Consider the following 17,152-nt stretch of genomic DNA (forward strand, 5'->3'; position numbering starts at 1 on the left):
TTTGTCTGTGCAGTCAGGTTTAGAGGTAGTCATGTTAAAAGCCCGAGCCCTCACCAGTCTTTTGGTCGCTTCCGCATTGTTGGCGGGATGTAACGAGGAAGCTTCGGCTCCACCGGGAATGGTCCCCCAAGTGACCGTAGTCACACTTCAGCCTGAATCAGTCACCCTTACCAGGGAGCTTCCGGGGAGGACTTCACCGTTTAAAGTGGCCGAGGTTCGCCCGCAGGTTAATGGCATCATAAAACGCCAATTGTTCCGTGAAGGTGGCCAAGTCAGTGCAAATCAGCCGCTTTACCAGCTAGATGACGCTCTCTACCGTGCTGACGTTGATAGTGCCAAAGCAAATTTTCAAGGTGCAAAGGCGGCTATGAACATCGCTCGCCTCAAAGCCGAGCGTACCGCGAACCTGGTAGGTAATGGTGCCGTTAGCACGCAGGAAAATGATGCTGCAGAAGCCGATCTTCAGGAGGCCCGAGCCGATGTAGCCGCAGCTCAGGCGGAGCTGCACAGGGCGGAAATCCAGTTGGAATATGCGCGGGTTACCTCTCCGATTACTGGCCGAATTGGCAAGTCAACAGTTACTCAAGGCGCTCTGGTAACGGCCAATCAGGCCGGAACTTTGGCTACAGTGCAGCAGCTAGATCCTATCTATGTTGAGGTTACCCAGTCGGCAGCTGAGCTTGTTAGCCTCCGCCGAGCACTTCAAGCGGGCACACTGGCCGACGCCACTCATCTACCTGTGACAATCCTATTAGAAGATGGCAGCGAATTTGAGCACCAGGGCAAGCTGGAGTTTGCCGAGGCCAGTGTCGATCCCTCAACTGGCAGCGTGTTGTTGCGAGTAGTTGTCCCAAACCCGGATACCGTGCTGTTGCCGGGTATGTATGTGCGCGCAATTGTCGGTAGTGGTGTACGTGAAGACGCAATTCTGGTACCTCAGCAGGGAATCGCGCGGGACCCAAAGGGCAACACCTCAGCCATGGTTGTTAATGAGGAAAATGTGGTTGCCCAGCGATCTGTGCGGGTTAGTCGTACGATTGGCAATCGCTGGCTAGTGGAAGATGGGCTCGAGGCCGGGGACAGGGTCGTAGTTGCCGGACTGCAGAAAATTCGCCCAGGAGCCCCGGTACAGGCCAGCGAGCGCGAAAATGAGCAGCTGCCGGCGGCTGAAGGCGATCAACAGGCTGGCGAAGCGCCTGCACAGCAGGGGTCTTAAGGGTAGGGGTTATGGCAAGTTTTTTTATCAATCGGCCCATCTTTGCCTGGGTGCTGGCAATTATCACGATACTGGCAGGTGTGTTGTCTATCGGCGAGCTGGCAGTTGAGCGCTATCCAAATATTGCGCCACCGTCGATCAATATTGAGGCAAATTATCCGGGCGCTTCCGCCAAGGTGGTTGAGGATTCGGTTACTCAAATCCTTGAACGCAACATGAAGGGCCTCGATGGTCTCCTTTATATGTCCGCCACCAGTCAATCCAACGGTGGCGTTTCAATCTCTTTAACTTTCGAGAATGGAACTGACCCGGATACGGCCCAGGTCCAGGTGCAAAACAAAGTGCAACTGGCGATGCCGCTGCTGCCACAGGAGGTCCAGGTACAAGGAGTAAATGTTAGTAAGTCTCGAGGTGGCTTCCTAATGGTTGCCGGCTTTGTGTCTGAAGACGGCAGCATGAACCGCAATGATATTGCTGACTATATCAATTCGGCCATTGTTGACCCGATCAGCCGGGTGCCAGGTGTGGGCAATGTGCAGGTATTTGGTTCCAAGTACGCGATGCGGATTTGGCTCGATCCCAATAAGCTCACCACCTATGAACTTACTCCTGATGATGTTACCGACGCAGTGCGGGCCCAAAATGCACAAGTTACGGTCGGAAGCCTCGGTGCTGCTCCCTCTATTCCAGGACAACAACTAAATGCGGCAATTACTTCCCAGGAACGTTTGCAAACCCCTGAGGAGTTCCGGGATATTATCGTCAGAGCCAATGACGACGGCTCGCTCTTGCACCTCGGCGATATAGCTCGGGTCGAACTAGGTGCGGAGAATTATGAGTTTATTTCCCGTTACAATCGCCAGCCCGCAACCGGCATTGCAATTAACTTGGCGACTGGGGCCAATGCCCTGGAAACTGCTGAGGGGGTGAAAGCCAAGTTGAAGGAGCTGGAGGCTTACTTTCCCCGTGGCCTGACCTCAGTAGTACCGTTTGACACGACACCGTTCGTTGAGGCCTCTATTAAGGGTGTCATCACCACCCTGATTGAAGCGATCGTCCTGGTATTCCTGGTGATGTATCTGTTTCTCCAGAACTTCCGCGCCACGTTGATTCCGACGATTGCAGTACCCGTGGTACTGATGGGCACTTTTGCCGTGCTCGCTTCGCTGGGATTCTCGGTCAATATGCTCACAATGTTTGCCATGGTGCTGGCCATTGGTCTGCTTGTGGATGACGCCATTGTGGTGGTGGAGAATGTCGAGCGGGTGATGCGGGAGGAAGGACTCTCCCCTAAAGAAGCGACTAAGAAGTCGATGCACCAGATTACTGCGGCACTAATTGGCATTGGCGTAGTTTTGTCGGCAGTGTTTGTGCCTATGGCATTTATGGATGGCGCCACCGGCGTGATCTACCGTCAGTTCTCCGCCACGATTGTTGCCGCTATGGCGTTGTCAGTGTTGGTGGCGATTATCCTGACACCAGCGCTTTGTGCGACCTTGCTGAAGCCAATATCCAAAGGGAAGGGGCATGGGGAGAAGGGCTTTTTTGGCTGGTTCAATCGCAACTTTGATCGAGGTAGCCAGCGCTATCAAGGTGGAGTGCGAGGTATTTTGAAGCGCAGCGGTCGTTTCATGCTGTTGTTTGTTGCGCTTTCCGCAGTCATGGCCTTCCTATTCCTACGGTTGCCCAGTTCGTTCCTGCCGGATGAGGATCAGGGTGTGCTGTTCTCCATGGTGCAGGCGCCGGTGGGGGCAACCCAGGAGCGCACTATGAACTCTATCCGAAAAGTAGAGGACCAGTTCCTGAACAATGAGCAGGGTATCGTGAAATCAGTATTCTCGGTACAGGGGTTCAGCTTTGCCGGTAGCGGGCAAAATACCGGTATTGCTTTTGTAAATTTGGAAGATTGGTCCCAGCGTGAAGAAGAGTCTCAGAGCGCTGGGTCTGTCGCCATGCGCGCGATGGGTGCCTTGATGCAAATTAAAGATGCGATGGCTTTCGCTTTTGCACCTCCGCCACTCCCCGAGCTGGGTTCTTCTGGTGGTTTCAACTTCTATCTTCAGGATAATGGCAGTTTGGGCCATGAGGCATTAACTGCAGCCAGGAACCAGTTTCTGGGAATGGCCGGGCAGAGTGAATTTTTGGCTAATGTTCGCCCCAATGGCCAAGAGGATACCCCGCAATTCCGTGTAAAAATTGATAATGCAAAAGCAGCTGCGCTTGGCTTGTCTATCGACGATATAAACAGCGCCTTGAGTACAGCATGGGGCGGCTCATACATTGATGATTTTATCGATCGCGGGCGGGTGAAACGGGTGTATATGCAGGCTGATGCTCCCTTTAGGATGGTCCCGGAAGACTTCCAATTGTGGTCAGTGCGTAACGATAAGGGCGATATGGTACCGCTATCATCCTTTGCCAGTTTTGGCTGGGAGTACGGTTCCCCCCGCTTGGAGCGCTATAACGGCGTTCCCTCAATGCAGGTTAATGGGCAGGCTGCACCCGGAGTCAGCTCTGGTGAAGCAATGGAAGAGGTTGAGCGCCTAGTGGCGCAGCTACCCGCAGGTATTGGTTTGGAGTGGAGTGGTCTCTCATATCAAGAGCGCTCTGCTGGAGCACAAACCCCATTGCTGTATACCTTGTCCCTTTTGATTGTGTTCTTGTGTTTGGCTGCTCTCTATGAAAGCTGGACAGTGCCGACAGCAGTACTATTGATGGCTCCTTTGGGAATCCTGGGTGCGGTACTGGCCAATAGCCTAAGGGGCATGGAGCGCGACATTTACTTCCAAGTCGCGATGCTGACTACAGTGGGGCTAACCAGTAAAAATGCCATCCTGATTGTGGAGTTTGCCAAACAGAACCTGGAAGACGGTATGGAGTTGGTGGATGCCACGATGCGAGCTGTACGGGACAGGTTACGCCCGATTTTAATGACATCTCTCGCTTTTGGTTTGGGGGTGTTGCCCTTAGCCATAGCAACCGGAGCTGGCTCAGGTGCCCAAAGGGCAATCGGTACCGGTGTGTTCGGCGGCATGATTGTTGGAACTCTACTGGGAATCTTCTTTATCCCACTGTTCTTTGTTGTGGTGCAGCGGTTGTTTGGCAAGAGAGTGCATAAGCAGGAAGTGGAGCAGGCTAAACAAGACGGCTCTTCAGAAAAAAAAGAGAGAGCAGAAGCGGCTGAAGCGCTTTAACAGAGCTTTAACTATAAAGTAAATAAAGCCAGGCCAGGTTAATGGGCCTGGCTTTTTACTTTCTGGCCCCCCATAAGCCACAAGATCCCTGAATAGGATGCTACTGCGAGTCTCAAGATACAAAGTGAACCTCTTTAGTTCCAGCTCCGCCAACATGTCATCGTTTTAAATTATTCGCTGAAGTAATGAAGCATTAGCAATGATTTAAATCAAGAAGCCGAATAGTGTTTGGAGTCAAAATGCTAATCCCAGGCAAGGTGAGTAGCTATCCATACATGATTGAGCCTCACTTCCAAGCTAGATAGAGTGCAGTATAGAAGCCTGATATGGGCGTTCATAGATTATTACTTCTATGGGGCCACCGATATTGCATAAATGTTTTTAGCAGATAATTTAAAGTGAAGAGTCGGGATGGATTTAAAAGTTAAAGAAGGTCAAGTGTGGAAATATGATAATCGAGAGGGCGAGGAGAATTCGCGGGTTATCATATTAAAAATTGAAGAGTCTAAGGACGATTCAATGGTGGTACATGCTCAGATTTCAGGCATTAAAATTTATAACCCTAATAGTGGAGAGGTCATTGAGGAAATTACTCATATGCCGTTTTCAATTGAGGCACTAGGGGCGAGTTTAAATGAGCTGATGGGGGAGTCTGAGATACCTGATTTTGAGGAGGGCTATGATTCGTGGAAGAGAGAATATGATAACGGTAAAGCGGGTGTGTTCACTATTTCTATAGGAGAGGCTGTGAAGTATATGGATGATGCGGTGAACAGCTAAATAATAGATTTGCTACCACATTTCAGCGACAAATGGTGAGTATTCAAAACTCTGTGTCAGCCATAGCCTCAGAGGCTGATGTATTTCTCCAAACGATCGGGGAAGTGGATCGTTAGCTGTGACAGCGTCAGATTCCAGTTTTGAATTGGGTGCGTCCGGCGCTCGGAGGCTTTTAGTATGCCGGCGTACAGAAGCTTCAGTAAGCTATTCTCATTGGCGAAGTCTCCCTTGTTTTTGGTCAGCTTGTGGAATTGCCTGTGGACGGCTTCCACTGCATTTGTCGTATAGATCGGTGTGCGGATAGATTCCGGGTACTTAAAGTGGGTAGAGAGAATTGTCCATTTACTGCCCCACGACTTTATCACCATTGGATATTTTTCTTCCCACCGAGCTTCCAGCTTATCTAAAGCGCTCTCGGCGGTATAGAGCGTTGCCGCTTTGTAGATGCACTTAATATCAGCTATAAAGGTCTTCTGATTTTTTGAAGCTATATACTTCAGCGAGTTTCGGGTCTGGTGAATGATGCAGTGCTGGATCTCGGTATTTGGGCAGATGATCTCTATGGCCTCGGGAAAGCCCTGGATGCCATCAGGATATCTTTGACCCCACGGTTATGGAGGTCAGTTAGGACGTTCAGCCAATGGCGGGCGCCTTCTTGGTCGGATAAATAGAGTTCCAACAATTCATTCTTGCATTCGATATTGAGACCAAGAATCGTGTAAATGGCCTTGCTAGCATAACGACCATTTTCCTTGATCATATAATGAAAAGCGTCGAGCTAGACGATAGGGTAAATAGCCTCCAGATCACGCTCACACCAGGCTTTAAGCCCAGGCACAGCTTGTTTGTAACTGTGTTGTTGGCACCGTTGGAAAGCTCCATTCCACAGATATCGGCAATATGTGTACGAATGTTCTGGTAGCTGTTACCCAAGGCAAACAGGGCAGTGATTTTGCGCTCCAGTTCGTCGGTAAGCTGGGCTTGATGCTTCACGATTTGAGACTCAAAAGAACTAGCACGGTCCAGTGGCGTCTGCAGTTCGAAGCTACCGGCGGGACTTTTCATGGTTTTTGAGGTGGTACCATTCTTGCGGTTGGGCTTGTCCCCGCTGGCGAGGTGCTCCTCCAATTCCGCCTGCATGGCCGCCATGGTTTGATCCCCGTGGTAGATCTTTCTCATTACCTTTAAAGCCAGATTCTGCGAACCTGTTTCGCCATCTAGCAATTTTATGGGCACTAAAGGGCAAGCGTTCAGTAATTTCTCTGTTCGATAAATCTTCATCGCCAATCAATACAATTGACAGGCGCTCTTTGATTCCCGCTGGAGTCTTACCACTGCGACAGAGACGTTGAAACTCTTTACGTTCCTCTTCAGTGAGGGCTATTGTTACGGGGGTGGACATTGTCTGTATACCAAAAGCAGCAGTTGGGTCACAAATTATATTTAAATAGTTTGTTCGTTACACCACTACTAGTTAAGTAGAGACCGCTGATCAAACTACCTGAGAAACATCCTCCATACCTCGAAACCAAGCATGCGCTAAAACTGAGGTCTTTCCAGCAAGTGCTCAGTGGAGGGTAAGGTGAAGGATGGTCTTTCTTTCGTAACCTGATAGCAAAATCCATAAGATAGCTTCAAAACATACTCAGTTATCAATAGGTTTCAGACCTACTTTTCTACATTGTAGCTGGGGAAGGCAAGGCTCAATCAATTTATGAGGCAACTTATAGTTCTTAGTTAGTTTGAGCGTAAGCCTGTTCACATTTAATTTTTTACATTCTGTGAATACAGGAAAGAAATCAATTCCAAGTGGTGAAGTTTCGTATGTTGGTGGAGACTTTAGCAATTCTTGATGGCGGTATGGCCACTATTTCAATGAACAACCATAATATCCATACTTATTTTTTGAGTTTTAATAGGTATATTTTGTAGAGAGGAATCTACAGTATGACTTTAGTATCGCTCCTTTTTTTTCGGTTTTGAAATGTGCATGGAAAATTCCTTAATTGATAAATTTAATGCTCTAACCCATATTGTGAGATGTTTATCCTAATGTGTTTGTTATGTCAGGTGTGGATGATTATGTTGTTGTTCGGAAAGCAGGTTTGCGGCTATTAATAGCGGGCGGGGTGATGCCCTTACGGATTTTACCGTTGATCTGAATTTATTAATCTGTAAGTATTGAATACAGCTAGACCCGGATAGGGAATTTTAACTAACCTTTTAATTGATAGAGATTTTTATGAAAACTCGTGAATTCGGAAACGTAATAATACATAAAAAAGATAACTCGACTGGGGGAGAGGCCATTCTTTATGCGCATGGTTCATTTGATAAAGGCTCCAAAGTTGTGGCGCTGCCAGGAAAAGCAGCAATGTACTTTTACTCCTTTCATGGCTCTGCTTCTACTGATCATGCAGTTAAAAGTTTGACTAAAACGGGTAAGCCTGCCGACGAGGATAACGAGAATGAGTTAGTCACATTTAGCGAAGCTAAAAAATTTCTGAGAATGGGGTCTGGAAAAGCGATTTCTATTGCTGGCTGCGGTGCAGAGGTTCGCAACTACAATCTTTCGTATAACGAAAAAGGCGGTCCACATCTGGATAATATCAAAACCGCTTGGGAAGGTGGACTTCATGCCCACGATCTGATTTTAGTGAAAGAGGGTGCCAACATTAAATTGGCTGATGTTTTCAAGGTTATCACTGAAAACAAGTTAAAATACACTAGGATACATTTCACTGCTTGTCGGTCACCTAGCCGAGGGAATGATTTTGACCAGCAGAAGCCTTACCCGTACTAACTTATAGAATTTCCGCTCATACCCTAATTCTATGGGGTATGAGTATTAATGGCGCTTTACCGAGGGCAGTCCCAAGCCTTTTACACTACTTTGGTGACATGGAAGATCCTAGGCTTGGTCGACGTAGGCAGCACGCCCGACCCGATATTTTACTTATCATGTTTTGCGGTGTCATTTGTGGTGCGAAAATCTGTAGAGATTTGTTGACTTCGCAGAGTCGAAGAAGGGTTATCTAAAAAGATTCACACCGCTAAATAACGGAACGTCCTCAAAAAACACTTTTAACCGGGATGTTTCGTAAGCGATTAAGCAAGCCCACCTAAAACACCCATCAACTTTTCTCTACTCTCCTGTTTTTTAACGATCAGGAATTCTCAATGAGCACCCAGAGCGCTAGCTAGATTGCCAACATAAGTGACAGACGCTTACCCACTAGAAATTCCAGCGGGCTCCAATAATTTAACATCATTCTAGGTCGGGCATTAATACGATACACTGCATCGTCAATTTGCCTGTTCGGTAAATTGCTAATCTCTATCCCTTTCGGAAAAAAAACGCCTCATCAGTCCATTGGTAATTTCGCTTAAATCACGCTCCCATGAGTGATACGGTTTGGCAAAATATATATTGCAGCCTAGTTTCCGCACGGTCGACTGACGCCCCGCGAATTCACCTCCGTTGTTGTAAGTTATGGTTTTACACACGGCCTGATAGTACTTTAGCGCCTGCGTGATTGCACGGCCCACTGTCTTCTTACTCTTATTTGATATTCTGCGAGTAAAAATGGAAGAGTTTAAGAACGATTCAATGGTAGTGCATGTTCAGATTTCAGGTATAAAGATTAATAACCCTATTAGTGGAGAGGTCTTTGAGGAAATTACTCATATGCCGTTTCTAATTGAGGCGCCAGGGGTAAGCATATCTGAACTGATGGGGGAGTCTGAGATACCTGATTATGAGGAATGCTATAATTCATGGAAGCGTGAATATATTAATGGCAATGCCGGCGTGTTCACTATTTCTATTGGTGAGTCAGTGAAGTATATGGATGATGCGGTGAACAGCTAAACAATAGTGTTTTTACCACATCTGAAAAACAAATACTCTTTTGCGTGATCACCGCCTCAAACTTAGAGTCCCTAATTAGAGTTGCAGGGATTCGACGCATTGAGTTGTATTAAGAAGGGGGTTTTCTGTGTTTTTATTACAAGCCCGCAAACTCTAATGATTCAGTTGGCAAAAAGTAGTGCCTGGGTGGATTGCTTATGCTTAGCTATATAGCCATATAATATATTATGGAATCAAGGTACAGCTAAATAGATTAGAGCCGCTATTGAAACTACTCAATCTGAGTAGGGCGTGGCTCGCTAAGGCAGTCAATATGTTTTGAGTTCCTTGAGAATGTAATTGGTACATTGGTACTCTGAAAATATTCGTTCTGGGAAACCGTTTCTTGATACAATCGTTTCGTATTCAAGGTCAAATGGAATTGCTTATTTCAAATAATCTTAGATTTGGAGTGAGCGGGGTAGTAGCGGGAGAATATCGATGTTTATTGCTGACTCTGACAAAGAGTGGGAAAAATTTGGCAAAGATGATGCTTATTATGGTGTTCTAACCGAGGAAAAATTTAGGAAGGAAAACTTAACAGATAGTGTAAAGGAAGATTTCTTTAAAACGGGACAAAGCCATGTCCATAATACACTCACAAAAGTGAAACAGCATGTAGATGATGCTTTGGTCGTCAAGAGAGCGCTTGATTTTGGCTGTGGAGTTGGAAGAGTAGCGATCCCTTTAGCGTATATTGCTGAAGATGTTACAGGAGTTGATATTTCTGACTCGATGCTTATGGAGGCTAAAAGAAATAGTCGCGAGCAGGGCTTAAGTAATATTGAATTCGTGAAAGCTGATGAGAGCCTCTCTCTAGTTCAAGGGAAGTTTAACTTCATCCACTCCTTTATCGTGTTTCAACATATCCCTGTTAAAAAAGGGCAAAGACTATTTAGTCTTCTGCTTGATAAATTAGAATCGGGTGGAATTTGTGTTGCCCATTTTTCATACACTAAAACTTCAAAATTAAAAAGATTGACTTCATTTCTGAGCAGTGCTGTGCCTTTTGTAGGAAATATTCTTAACCTTCTTAAAGGCGAGCCTTTTATGGCTCCTAGAATGCAAATGAATAACTATGATTTAAACAAGTTGCTTTCCCAAGTTCAAAGGGAAGCTATGTCACATTGCTATTTGGATTTTACAGATCATGGCGGTGCACTTGGGGTAACACTCTATTTTAAGAAGCTCTAAATGAGATTTGATATATGTAGGATGGGTTAAACAATAATCTGTCCATTTTTTTAAATAGAGGGGGAGAGTTAGTTTCCCCCTTCAGGTACTCACATAAGAACTTGGTTATCTCCGAATCTCACACAAGTTCAGCAATACGCTTCTTCGCAGCTGCCAGCGCCTTCTCTTTTGCTTCATCACCCTTTGCCAGACCTTCGGCATAAACAAACTCCACATCAGTAATACCAATAAACCCAAGGAACTGTCGAAGATAATTACTTTGGGGATGATCGTCTCCATAAATACCACCCCGTGAAATAAAGACGACGGCCTTTTTGTTCCTTAATAAGCCCTCAGGGCCGTTTTCGGTATATCGGAATGTTACCCCGGCACGCGCAATAAAATCGAAGTAGGTGTGCAAGTTAGATGGGATGTTGAAGTTATACATCGGGATACCTAGCACCAGCATATCTGCCGATGATATTTCCTCGATCAGTTTGTCCGAAAGTTCTGCAATTTCACTTTGCTTGTTTGAACGGCTATCAGCTGGCGTATTGTGGGCTTGAAAGTGCTCCAGGCTCAGATGAGGTACAGGCTCGGATACCAAGTCACGATGGATGATTTCATCTTCCGGGTTCTTAGCCTTCCAGCTCGCTATGAAATTGTCCGTAAGTTGAGATGACTGGCCGTTCTCTCGAAAGAGGCTGGACTTGATGTTGAGTACCTTTGCCATGACTGCTTCCTCGTAACTAACTTTGTATGAAGCTATTGAAACATTCATTAAGTTGATTAAAAATTAGAATTATTTGCTTATTTACATCGAAAAATTCGATCATGAAACAACAGTTGGCGCAATTATCAAACCCAAAGATCACTCTTGAGCAGTGGCGTTGCTTGATAGCGGTAGTTGAAGGGGGAGGGTATGCAAAGGCCGCCGAGCTTCTGCATAAGAGTCAGTCGTCGGTAAGCTATTCGGTGCAGAAGTTGGAATCACTACTGGCTGTAGCAGTTTTCACTATTAGCGGGCGCAAGGCGATTCTGACTCCCGCTGGTGAGATGCTCTACCGTCACGCAAAGCAATTACTGGAGGATGCTTCTGCATTGGAGCAGGCCGCCAGCCGGGCCTCGGCTGGATGGGAGTCCCAGATTGCGATTTCCGTGGAGGTGCTGTTCCCAATTTGGTTGTTGCTGGATTGCCTTGCACTTTTTGGCGAAGAGAGCCCCCAGACTCGTATTGAAGTGCATGAGATGGTGATTAGTGGAACTTTAGAAGCCTTGAATGAGGGAAGGGTTGATTTTGCAATAAGCCCCAGAATTCCCCTGGGCTACAACGGTGAATTACTGCCAGCTCCTGCACGTCTAATCCCGGTAGCCCATCCCAAGCACCCCCTGCATGAGCTGGACCGCCCGCTAACTATGAATGACCTACGCAATCATCGTCACCTGGTGGTTCGGGATACGAACCCCCAGAGTGGTAGTAAAACGCTCACGGTTGAAGTGGCTAAGCGGTGGACTCTAAGTAGTATGTCTTCTTTGATTGGCGCCGCTTGCAAAGGCTACGGTTTTTCATGGCTACCAGAAGACAAAATTCTGAATGAACTCGCTGAAGGAAGCTTGAAGCCCTTGCCCCTCCAGGGAGGAAGTAAAAGGGAGGTCCCTATGTACCTGATCCTCCCTAACCGGGACGATATCGGTCCCGGCGCACGGAGATTGGCGGCTATTATCAAGGACCGTTTGAAGGGTTTAACTCCCCTGGAGGCTTCTTAGCTAAGTCGTGAACTGGTTAGTAGGGACAGTTTGAACCTAATTCGCTTACTCATTATTCAACAAGCCAATTTCGTGAGCGGTCTCGACGATTGGCTGGTACATTGAGTTATCGGCTTTGATAAACCCTTTGCGGGGAAATGCGGCAAGTAGTTTAGGGTCCCGCATATTCAAAATCGCCTGCTGGACCTTGTCTAAGAAGCCGTTGCCCCAGGTTTCATCGACATCCCCCCGAATTGTCCAGTTGTAATCTGGATATCCTGGGGTTTTCCAGATCACTTGCACTTTGCTTTCATCCACTTTGCCGGCTTTCTTTTCATTTTCCCACACCTTGTGATTTAGGGCGCCAACCTGATACTTCCCAGATTGCACAAGATCCAGGGTATTGGAGTGGTCACCTCCAAAGCCCACACGGCTGAACACCTCGGCAGGGGGCTTACCAAACGCTTTTCGAATAAAGTATTCCGGCATTAGACGTCCAGAAGTGGAGTGCTCTGAGCCAAAAGTAAATGTCATACCTTCAATACCAGGGGGGAAGTCTTTTGAGGGAGTGAGTTCTGTACTTTTATTCGCAATAAAATAGGAGGTGAAATTTTGATCTCCTTCTCCCTGGGCAATGGCCTTAGCGCCAGGCTCTGCAATACGGGCCTGTACTCCAGTAAATCCGCCAAACCAGGCCAATTGGACCTTGTTATTTTTAAAGGCTTCAACCGTATCCCTGTAGGACTTCACCGGTAAGTATTTAACTTCAACCCCAAGCGTGTCGGACAAATACTGTGCAACTTTGCCAAAGCGTTTTTGTAAGCGCTCCGGGTCCTGGTCTGGAATGGCAGTGAAAACAAAAGGTTTTGGGTTTTCTTGAGATGATACGAAGGGTACGCCGCACAGTATAACGAGGCTTAGAATAGACACGGTTAAACGCTTTAACATTCTTTTGGTCCTCTGCGGATCAGTAGTTCAAAATTTGTAGGATAAAACTAAAAGTTTAACTATAGGCGTTATATATAGATCAGAAAACCTGACTAAATTACATCTTCTTTATTTGGGTTAATAAAAGCGAGATGGCCTTATAATTTTGTGCGCAATATCTGGCTTGTTAATATATTTGGCAGATATTTGTTTGTTAAGGAGCCTCTGAATAACTCCGTGATACCTCTGGCATGCAGAGCGGTTCACAATCAAGGCGCGGCTTCGCAGGAATGTCTAGACCTTTCAAGAAGTCGCAACGCGGAGTGTGAATCGCTCTGCAAGCCCCGAAGGGCGGGCCTTGAAGGCCACAGCTGCTGCGTGGCAGCTCTTGCAAAGGACTAGGCCATTCGCGGCGAGCTGCGCCTAACATCTGCAGCCTTCAAGACCCGCAGAGGCATTATGGAGTTATTCAGAGGCTCCTTAAATACTCTGTAGGTCTTAATTATTACAGGGGTTCCTTCTTTGTTGAATAGCTTTTGTACGAAATATACTTATTCTTCGAACTGCTAATAGTAGACTTACGCGTTCATTAAGCTGGCCTAGCTCATATAGGGGCATCGGTCCGAAAGAGGTTTGAATGTCCATCCTCAGTGTTTCGAGGAGTACCCCATAAACCTGCCTCCTGAAAGATAAGCCTCGCCTCAGCATGAATTGCCCCGTAAGCCAGAGGAGTCACGAACTTGCTTAGAGGTTCTTCAGACTCTAGAGAGTTCCTTTGGTGTAAAATAGGCAGTTTAAGCCGGTAATTGCGGAGTTGACAGAGTAAATGAGTGAGTATGATGATCAGTTTAATCTGCGTAAGCGGCACCCATTTGGTAGAGCCCATCTGCTAATCAATGGGCTACAAAGCTATTTGGCCACGCAAACCCTGAGAAACTCGCTGGATATCAGCTACGGAGATAGCTCCGGTGAGAAAGTAGATATATTTCCTGCTAAATCCCCCAGTGCACCGGTATTTGTATTCATCCACGGAGGGTACTTCCGGGCGCTAGATAAAAAGCAATACCGGTATATTGCCAAGCCCTTTGTAGAGGCCGGGTGTACAGTTGCTTTGGTCAACTATGATTTGGCGCCCGCCGTCAGTGTTAAAGAAATTATTGAGCAAAATATAAAGGCATTCTTATGGATATATAAAAATATCGATCGCTGGAATGGCAATCCCAATAATATTGTGATCTGCGGTCACTCTGTTGGGGCATTCCTTGTGGCTAAAATTTTAGAATCTGAGTGGACACCTGAAGTCCGGAGCTCAATTAGTGGCGCTATTATGTTAAGCGGGCTGTATGACTTAACAAAGATGAGGCAGTCTTATCTCAATGAATCTCTACGTTTAACAGAAGATGATGTTACAAATTTGAGTCCCATTTTTGGTGATATAAGATGTTTCACTAAAGCGATTGTTGCAGTAGGTGATGATGAGACTGCGGAATTTATTGATCAGTCAAAAAGATACTGTGGGAAGCTACAGCAAACGAACAGCCCATACGAATATATACTTTTGAAAAATAGAAACCACTATACCGTATCGCGTATGTTAAGTAGTAGAAATAATGACCTAATGGATAAGATACTGGATATTTGCGGTGTGAATTGAGAGAGGGGGGATACGACTTAGCGCTCAATTTATATAGTTTTGAACATAAGTTGGGATTACCAGCTTAAAATCGGGGAGCCTCTTAAGTCCTGTAGGATATTACTGAATTATGCCGAGACTCCCTGACTATCAATTAGCTTTACTTTCTCCAGTAAGAGATTGTAGGTAGGAGCAGCAATAGCCGGCGAGGATGCCTAGAGCGGTCACTATTGTCAGCCCAATCACTCCAGATAGAACGTTGGCTGGATGGGCTGCAAAGAAAGTGATTAACCCTAAAAACCAGGCAATGATATTACCTACAAGTGGCAGTCCTCTAAGTGATACCACCACAAATGCAACGGAAAACACTATAATCGCGAAGGCAATATTGCCCATCATTGGTAGCAATAGGGCATTAACTATAGCTGCTGTCATCCCCATCAATATTCCCAGAGCAACACAAATCCCACTGGAGATTGCGCTGAAGGCAGAGCCTGGCTGTGAAAAGAAAGCAACCCAGCCAACAAACATAGCCCAGGGTGGTAGTTCTAACATAGAGCAAGTGAATGCTGCTGCACTGGCAATAGTTGCAGCGATAAGGGTATCCCTGATGTATTTAGCCGACGGTACTTGGGCTTGATCGACCATTGGTTTTTAGTCCTCTTTCCAACTGGTATAACGATCAGTTGGAGATTGTTAAGTTGAAGCGGGCATTGGCTGTGAAGCTAGATAATTCCACCGTTGGCTCGTATAACTTGGCCGTTGATCCAGCCACCTTGCTCACTGACTAAAAAGGCAACGGTATTCGCAATATCTTCAGGCCTTCCCAATCGCTCAAGTGGCGACATTTTGGCAAGAGTTCCCACCATTTCATCAGTCTTTCCGGATAGGAAGAGCTCGGTAGCCGTAGGCCCTGGGGCGACGGCATTCACGGTGATATCTCTCCCTCGCAATTCCTTGGCGACTACCTGGGTCAGAGCTTCAACAGCTGCCTTGGTCGCCGCATATACGCTGTAAGTCGGCATACACAAATCGACGACACTCGAGGATAAGTTGACAATCCGGCCACCTTCTTGAAGCCTTGCGGTGGCTTCACGCATGACATTGAAGGTGCCCTTAAGATTTACAGCTACCTGACGATCGAAATCAGCTTCTTCATATTCTGCCAGAGGGGCTAGTTTCATAATGCCCGCATTATTAATGACAGTATTGATTCCGCCAAAGGTGACTTCTGCCGAGTTGAATAGGCGTGAAACCGCCTGTTGATCACTGATATCGGCTTGGGCAGTAACCGCCTTGCCACCCTCGGTTTCAATGCGGTTTACCAACTTTTCGGCAGCTGAAATATTACTTTCAAAGTTCACCAGAATGGTAAAGCCATCCTTTGCCAGGCGAGAGGCGATCGCCGCGCCTATGCCACGGGAAGCTCCTGTTACCAGTGCCACTTTCCCCATAATGATCTCCGTAGTGATTACTGGAGCCGCCCTTGCAGCTCCCTGATTTGGCTGTATTTCCATACTATTCGTGTTATTCATGTAGATAATCCGGCTAAAATGGAATCTATTGTTCCAAATAAACAAACAATAGGGCGATATGGATAAGCTGGATGCGATGCGCTTGTACGTGCGGATTGTGGAGCGGGGCAGTTTTACAGCCGCTTCTACTGACCTTGGGATTCCGAGGTCGACATCGACTCAGGTGATCAACCGGCTAGAGAAACGGCTGGGAGTCAGATTGTTGCAGCGATCGACTCGCAAGGTCAGGGCAACACTGGATGGGGAACTGTATTATCAGCGCTGTATTTCAATACTTGCGGACGTAGAGGAGGCAGAAGGGGCATTTACAAGTTTATTGCCAAGCGGTGAGGTGCGGGTAGATGTACAAGGAACTATTGCCCGTCATTTTGTTATGCCGCAACTCCCCCAATTTTTTGCCCAGTATCCTGACATTTCTTTGGTAATGAGTGAGGGGGATCGATGGGTGGACTTAGTCCAAGAAGGGGTCGACTGTGCTATTCGCTATGGACACTTGGCGGATAGTGAGCTGATTGCCAGGCGTTTAACCATGCTGGAACGGCTTACATGCGCATCGCCGCAATACCTGGAACACTACGGCCACCCAAGCTCTTTGGAGCAACTGAATGGTCACCGTGTTGTAGCGCTTCGCTCTATAACGACTGGGAAGTCTACGCCGCTCTCTTTTTGTCTTGGCGATAGGGTAGAGACGTTGCAAGTTTCGGCGCAATTGACGGTAACCGGGACAGAGAGTTACTTGGATGGCGTTAAGCGGGGGCTCGGATTAGCTCAGTTTCCAAAGTTTCATGTAGAAAAAGAGTTGGATGCTGGAAATTTAGTTGAAATATTGCCCAATTTTCGCCCGCCCAGCGAGCCGGTATCGGTTGTGTTCACCCAGAATCGCTTTTTATCTCCCAGGGTTAGAGCATTTATTGAGTGGTTAAGTAAAATATTTTCAGTTTCCATTTAAAGGATTGTGATTAAGCTCCCATTTGAATTTAATTTTCCAAAAAGTTATCTGCTCTTCAGATAGTAACTTGTCAAAAATTTGCGAAGTTA

15 protein-coding genes and 1 pseudogene are annotated in these 17,152 nt (G+C 46.7%); 10 read left to right on the top strand and 6 right to left on the bottom strand.

Features of this window, described 5'->3' with window-relative positions; all coding sequences use genetic code 11:
• Positions 1–31: 31 nt before the first annotated feature.
• The 3 genes from ACJJIE_RS05500 (at position 32) to ACJJIE_RS05510 (ending at position 5,190) form a co-directional block, all read left to right on the top strand.
• Positions 32–1,216, top strand: a complete 1,185-nt coding sequence (locus ACJJIE_RS05500; protein ID WP_444893841.1) for an efflux RND transporter periplasmic adaptor subunit — start codon at positions 32–34, stop codon at positions 1,214–1,216.
• A gap of 11 nt (positions 1,217–1,227) precedes the next feature.
• Positions 1,228–4,410, top strand: a complete 3,183-nt coding sequence (locus tag ACJJIE_RS05505) for an efflux RND transporter permease subunit (protein ID WP_444893842.1) — start codon at positions 1,228–1,230, stop codon at positions 4,408–4,410.
• A 411-nt stretch (positions 4,411–4,821) separates the two neighbouring features.
• A complete protein-coding gene (locus tag ACJJIE_RS05510) occupies positions 4,822–5,190 on the top strand; it encodes a hypothetical protein (RefSeq protein ID WP_282932754.1) in 369 nt (122 codons plus the stop codon).
• Between the two features lie 68 nt (positions 5,191–5,258).
• On the opposite strand, the pseudogene ACJJIE_RS05515 reads toward ACJJIE_RS05510, so the two are convergent.
• A pseudogene (locus ACJJIE_RS05515) lies at positions 5,259–6,384 on the bottom strand (IS256 family transposase).
• Between the two features lie 1,048 nt (positions 6,385–7,432).
• Here ACJJIE_RS05515 and ACJJIE_RS05520 point away from each other — a divergent pair.
• Positions 7,433–7,993: a putative adhesin gene (locus tag ACJJIE_RS05520; RefSeq protein ID WP_444893843.1), complete on the top strand. Its 561-nt coding sequence runs from the start codon at positions 7,433–7,435 to the stop codon at positions 7,991–7,993.
• A gap of 38 nt (positions 7,994–8,031) precedes the next feature.
• Positions 8,032–8,229, top strand: a complete 198-nt coding sequence (locus ACJJIE_RS05525; protein WP_353057036.1) for a transposase family protein — start codon at positions 8,032–8,034, stop codon at positions 8,227–8,229.
• Between the two features lie 291 nt (positions 8,230–8,520).
• Here ACJJIE_RS05525 and ACJJIE_RS05530 read toward each other — a convergent pair whose 3' ends face one another.
• Positions 8,521–8,739 (bottom strand): hypothetical protein, encoded by a 219-nt coding sequence (locus ACJJIE_RS05530; RefSeq protein ID WP_444893844.1) that lies wholly within the window; start codon positions 8,737–8,739, stop codon positions 8,521–8,523.
• Positions 8,740–8,776: 37 nt separating this feature from the next.
• Between ACJJIE_RS05530 and ACJJIE_RS05535 the strand changes: the two genes are divergently transcribed.
• Together ACJJIE_RS05535 and ACJJIE_RS05540 are read left to right on the top strand one after the other, a co-directional pair.
• Positions 8,777–9,061 (top strand): hypothetical protein, encoded by a 285-nt coding sequence (locus ACJJIE_RS05535; RefSeq protein WP_444893845.1) that lies wholly within the window; start codon positions 8,777–8,779, stop codon positions 9,059–9,061.
• Positions 9,062–9,541: 480 nt separating this feature from the next.
• Positions 9,542–10,294 carry a class I SAM-dependent methyltransferase gene (locus ACJJIE_RS05540; RefSeq protein WP_282932757.1) on the top strand — a complete coding sequence of 251 codons (753 nt, stop codon included), beginning with the start codon at positions 9,542–9,544 and terminating at the stop codon, positions 10,292–10,294.
• A 118-nt stretch (positions 10,295–10,412) separates the two neighbouring features.
• Here ACJJIE_RS05540 and ACJJIE_RS05545 read toward each other — a convergent pair whose 3' ends face one another.
• Positions 10,413–11,006, bottom strand: coding sequence for an FMN-dependent NADH-azoreductase (locus ACJJIE_RS05545; RefSeq protein WP_282932758.1), 594 nt, complete (start codon positions 11,004–11,006; stop codon positions 10,413–10,415).
• 101 nt (positions 11,007–11,107) lie between these two features.
• On the opposite strand from ACJJIE_RS05545, the gene ACJJIE_RS05550 reads away from it, so the two are divergent.
• On the top strand, positions 11,108–12,040 hold the full coding sequence (locus ACJJIE_RS05550) for a LysR family transcriptional regulator (protein ID WP_282932759.1): 933 nt from the start codon (positions 11,108–11,110) through the stop codon (positions 12,038–12,040).
• Between the two features lie 45 nt (positions 12,041–12,085).
• On the opposite strand, the gene ACJJIE_RS05555 is transcribed toward ACJJIE_RS05550, so the two are convergent.
• Complete coding sequence (locus tag ACJJIE_RS05555) at positions 12,086–12,967, bottom strand: putative selenate ABC transporter substrate-binding protein (RefSeq protein ID WP_444893846.1); 882 nt, start codon at positions 12,965–12,967, stop codon at positions 12,086–12,088.
• An 892-nt stretch (positions 12,968–13,859) separates the two neighbouring features.
• On the opposite strand from ACJJIE_RS05555, the gene ACJJIE_RS05560 reads away from it, so the two are divergent.
• Positions 13,860–14,600 carry an alpha/beta hydrolase gene (locus tag ACJJIE_RS05560; RefSeq protein WP_444893847.1) on the top strand — a complete coding sequence of 247 codons (741 nt, stop codon included), beginning with the start codon at positions 13,860–13,862 and terminating at the stop codon, positions 14,598–14,600.
• 129 nt (positions 14,601–14,729) lie between these two features.
• On the opposite strand, the gene ACJJIE_RS05565 is transcribed toward ACJJIE_RS05560, so the two are convergent.
• Positions 14,730–15,227 carry a DUF1097 domain-containing protein gene (locus ACJJIE_RS05565; RefSeq protein ID WP_444893848.1) on the bottom strand — a complete coding sequence of 166 codons (498 nt, stop codon included), beginning with the start codon at positions 15,225–15,227 and terminating at the stop codon, positions 14,730–14,732.
• 77 nt (positions 15,228–15,304) lie between these two features.
• Positions 15,305–16,114 (bottom strand): SDR family oxidoreductase, encoded by an 810-nt coding sequence (locus ACJJIE_RS05570; protein WP_282932764.1) that lies wholly within the window; start codon positions 16,112–16,114, stop codon positions 15,305–15,307.
• Positions 16,115–16,172: 58 nt separating this feature from the next.
• On the opposite strand from ACJJIE_RS05570, the gene ACJJIE_RS05575 reads away from it, so the two are divergent.
• Positions 16,173–17,063, top strand: a complete 891-nt coding sequence (locus ACJJIE_RS05575) for a LysR family transcriptional regulator (protein ID WP_444893849.1) — start codon at positions 16,173–16,175, stop codon at positions 17,061–17,063.
• Positions 17,064–17,152: the final 89 nt, after the last annotated feature.

It is taken from the genome of Microbulbifer maximicatervae (SeqCode), from assembly GCF_052467325.1.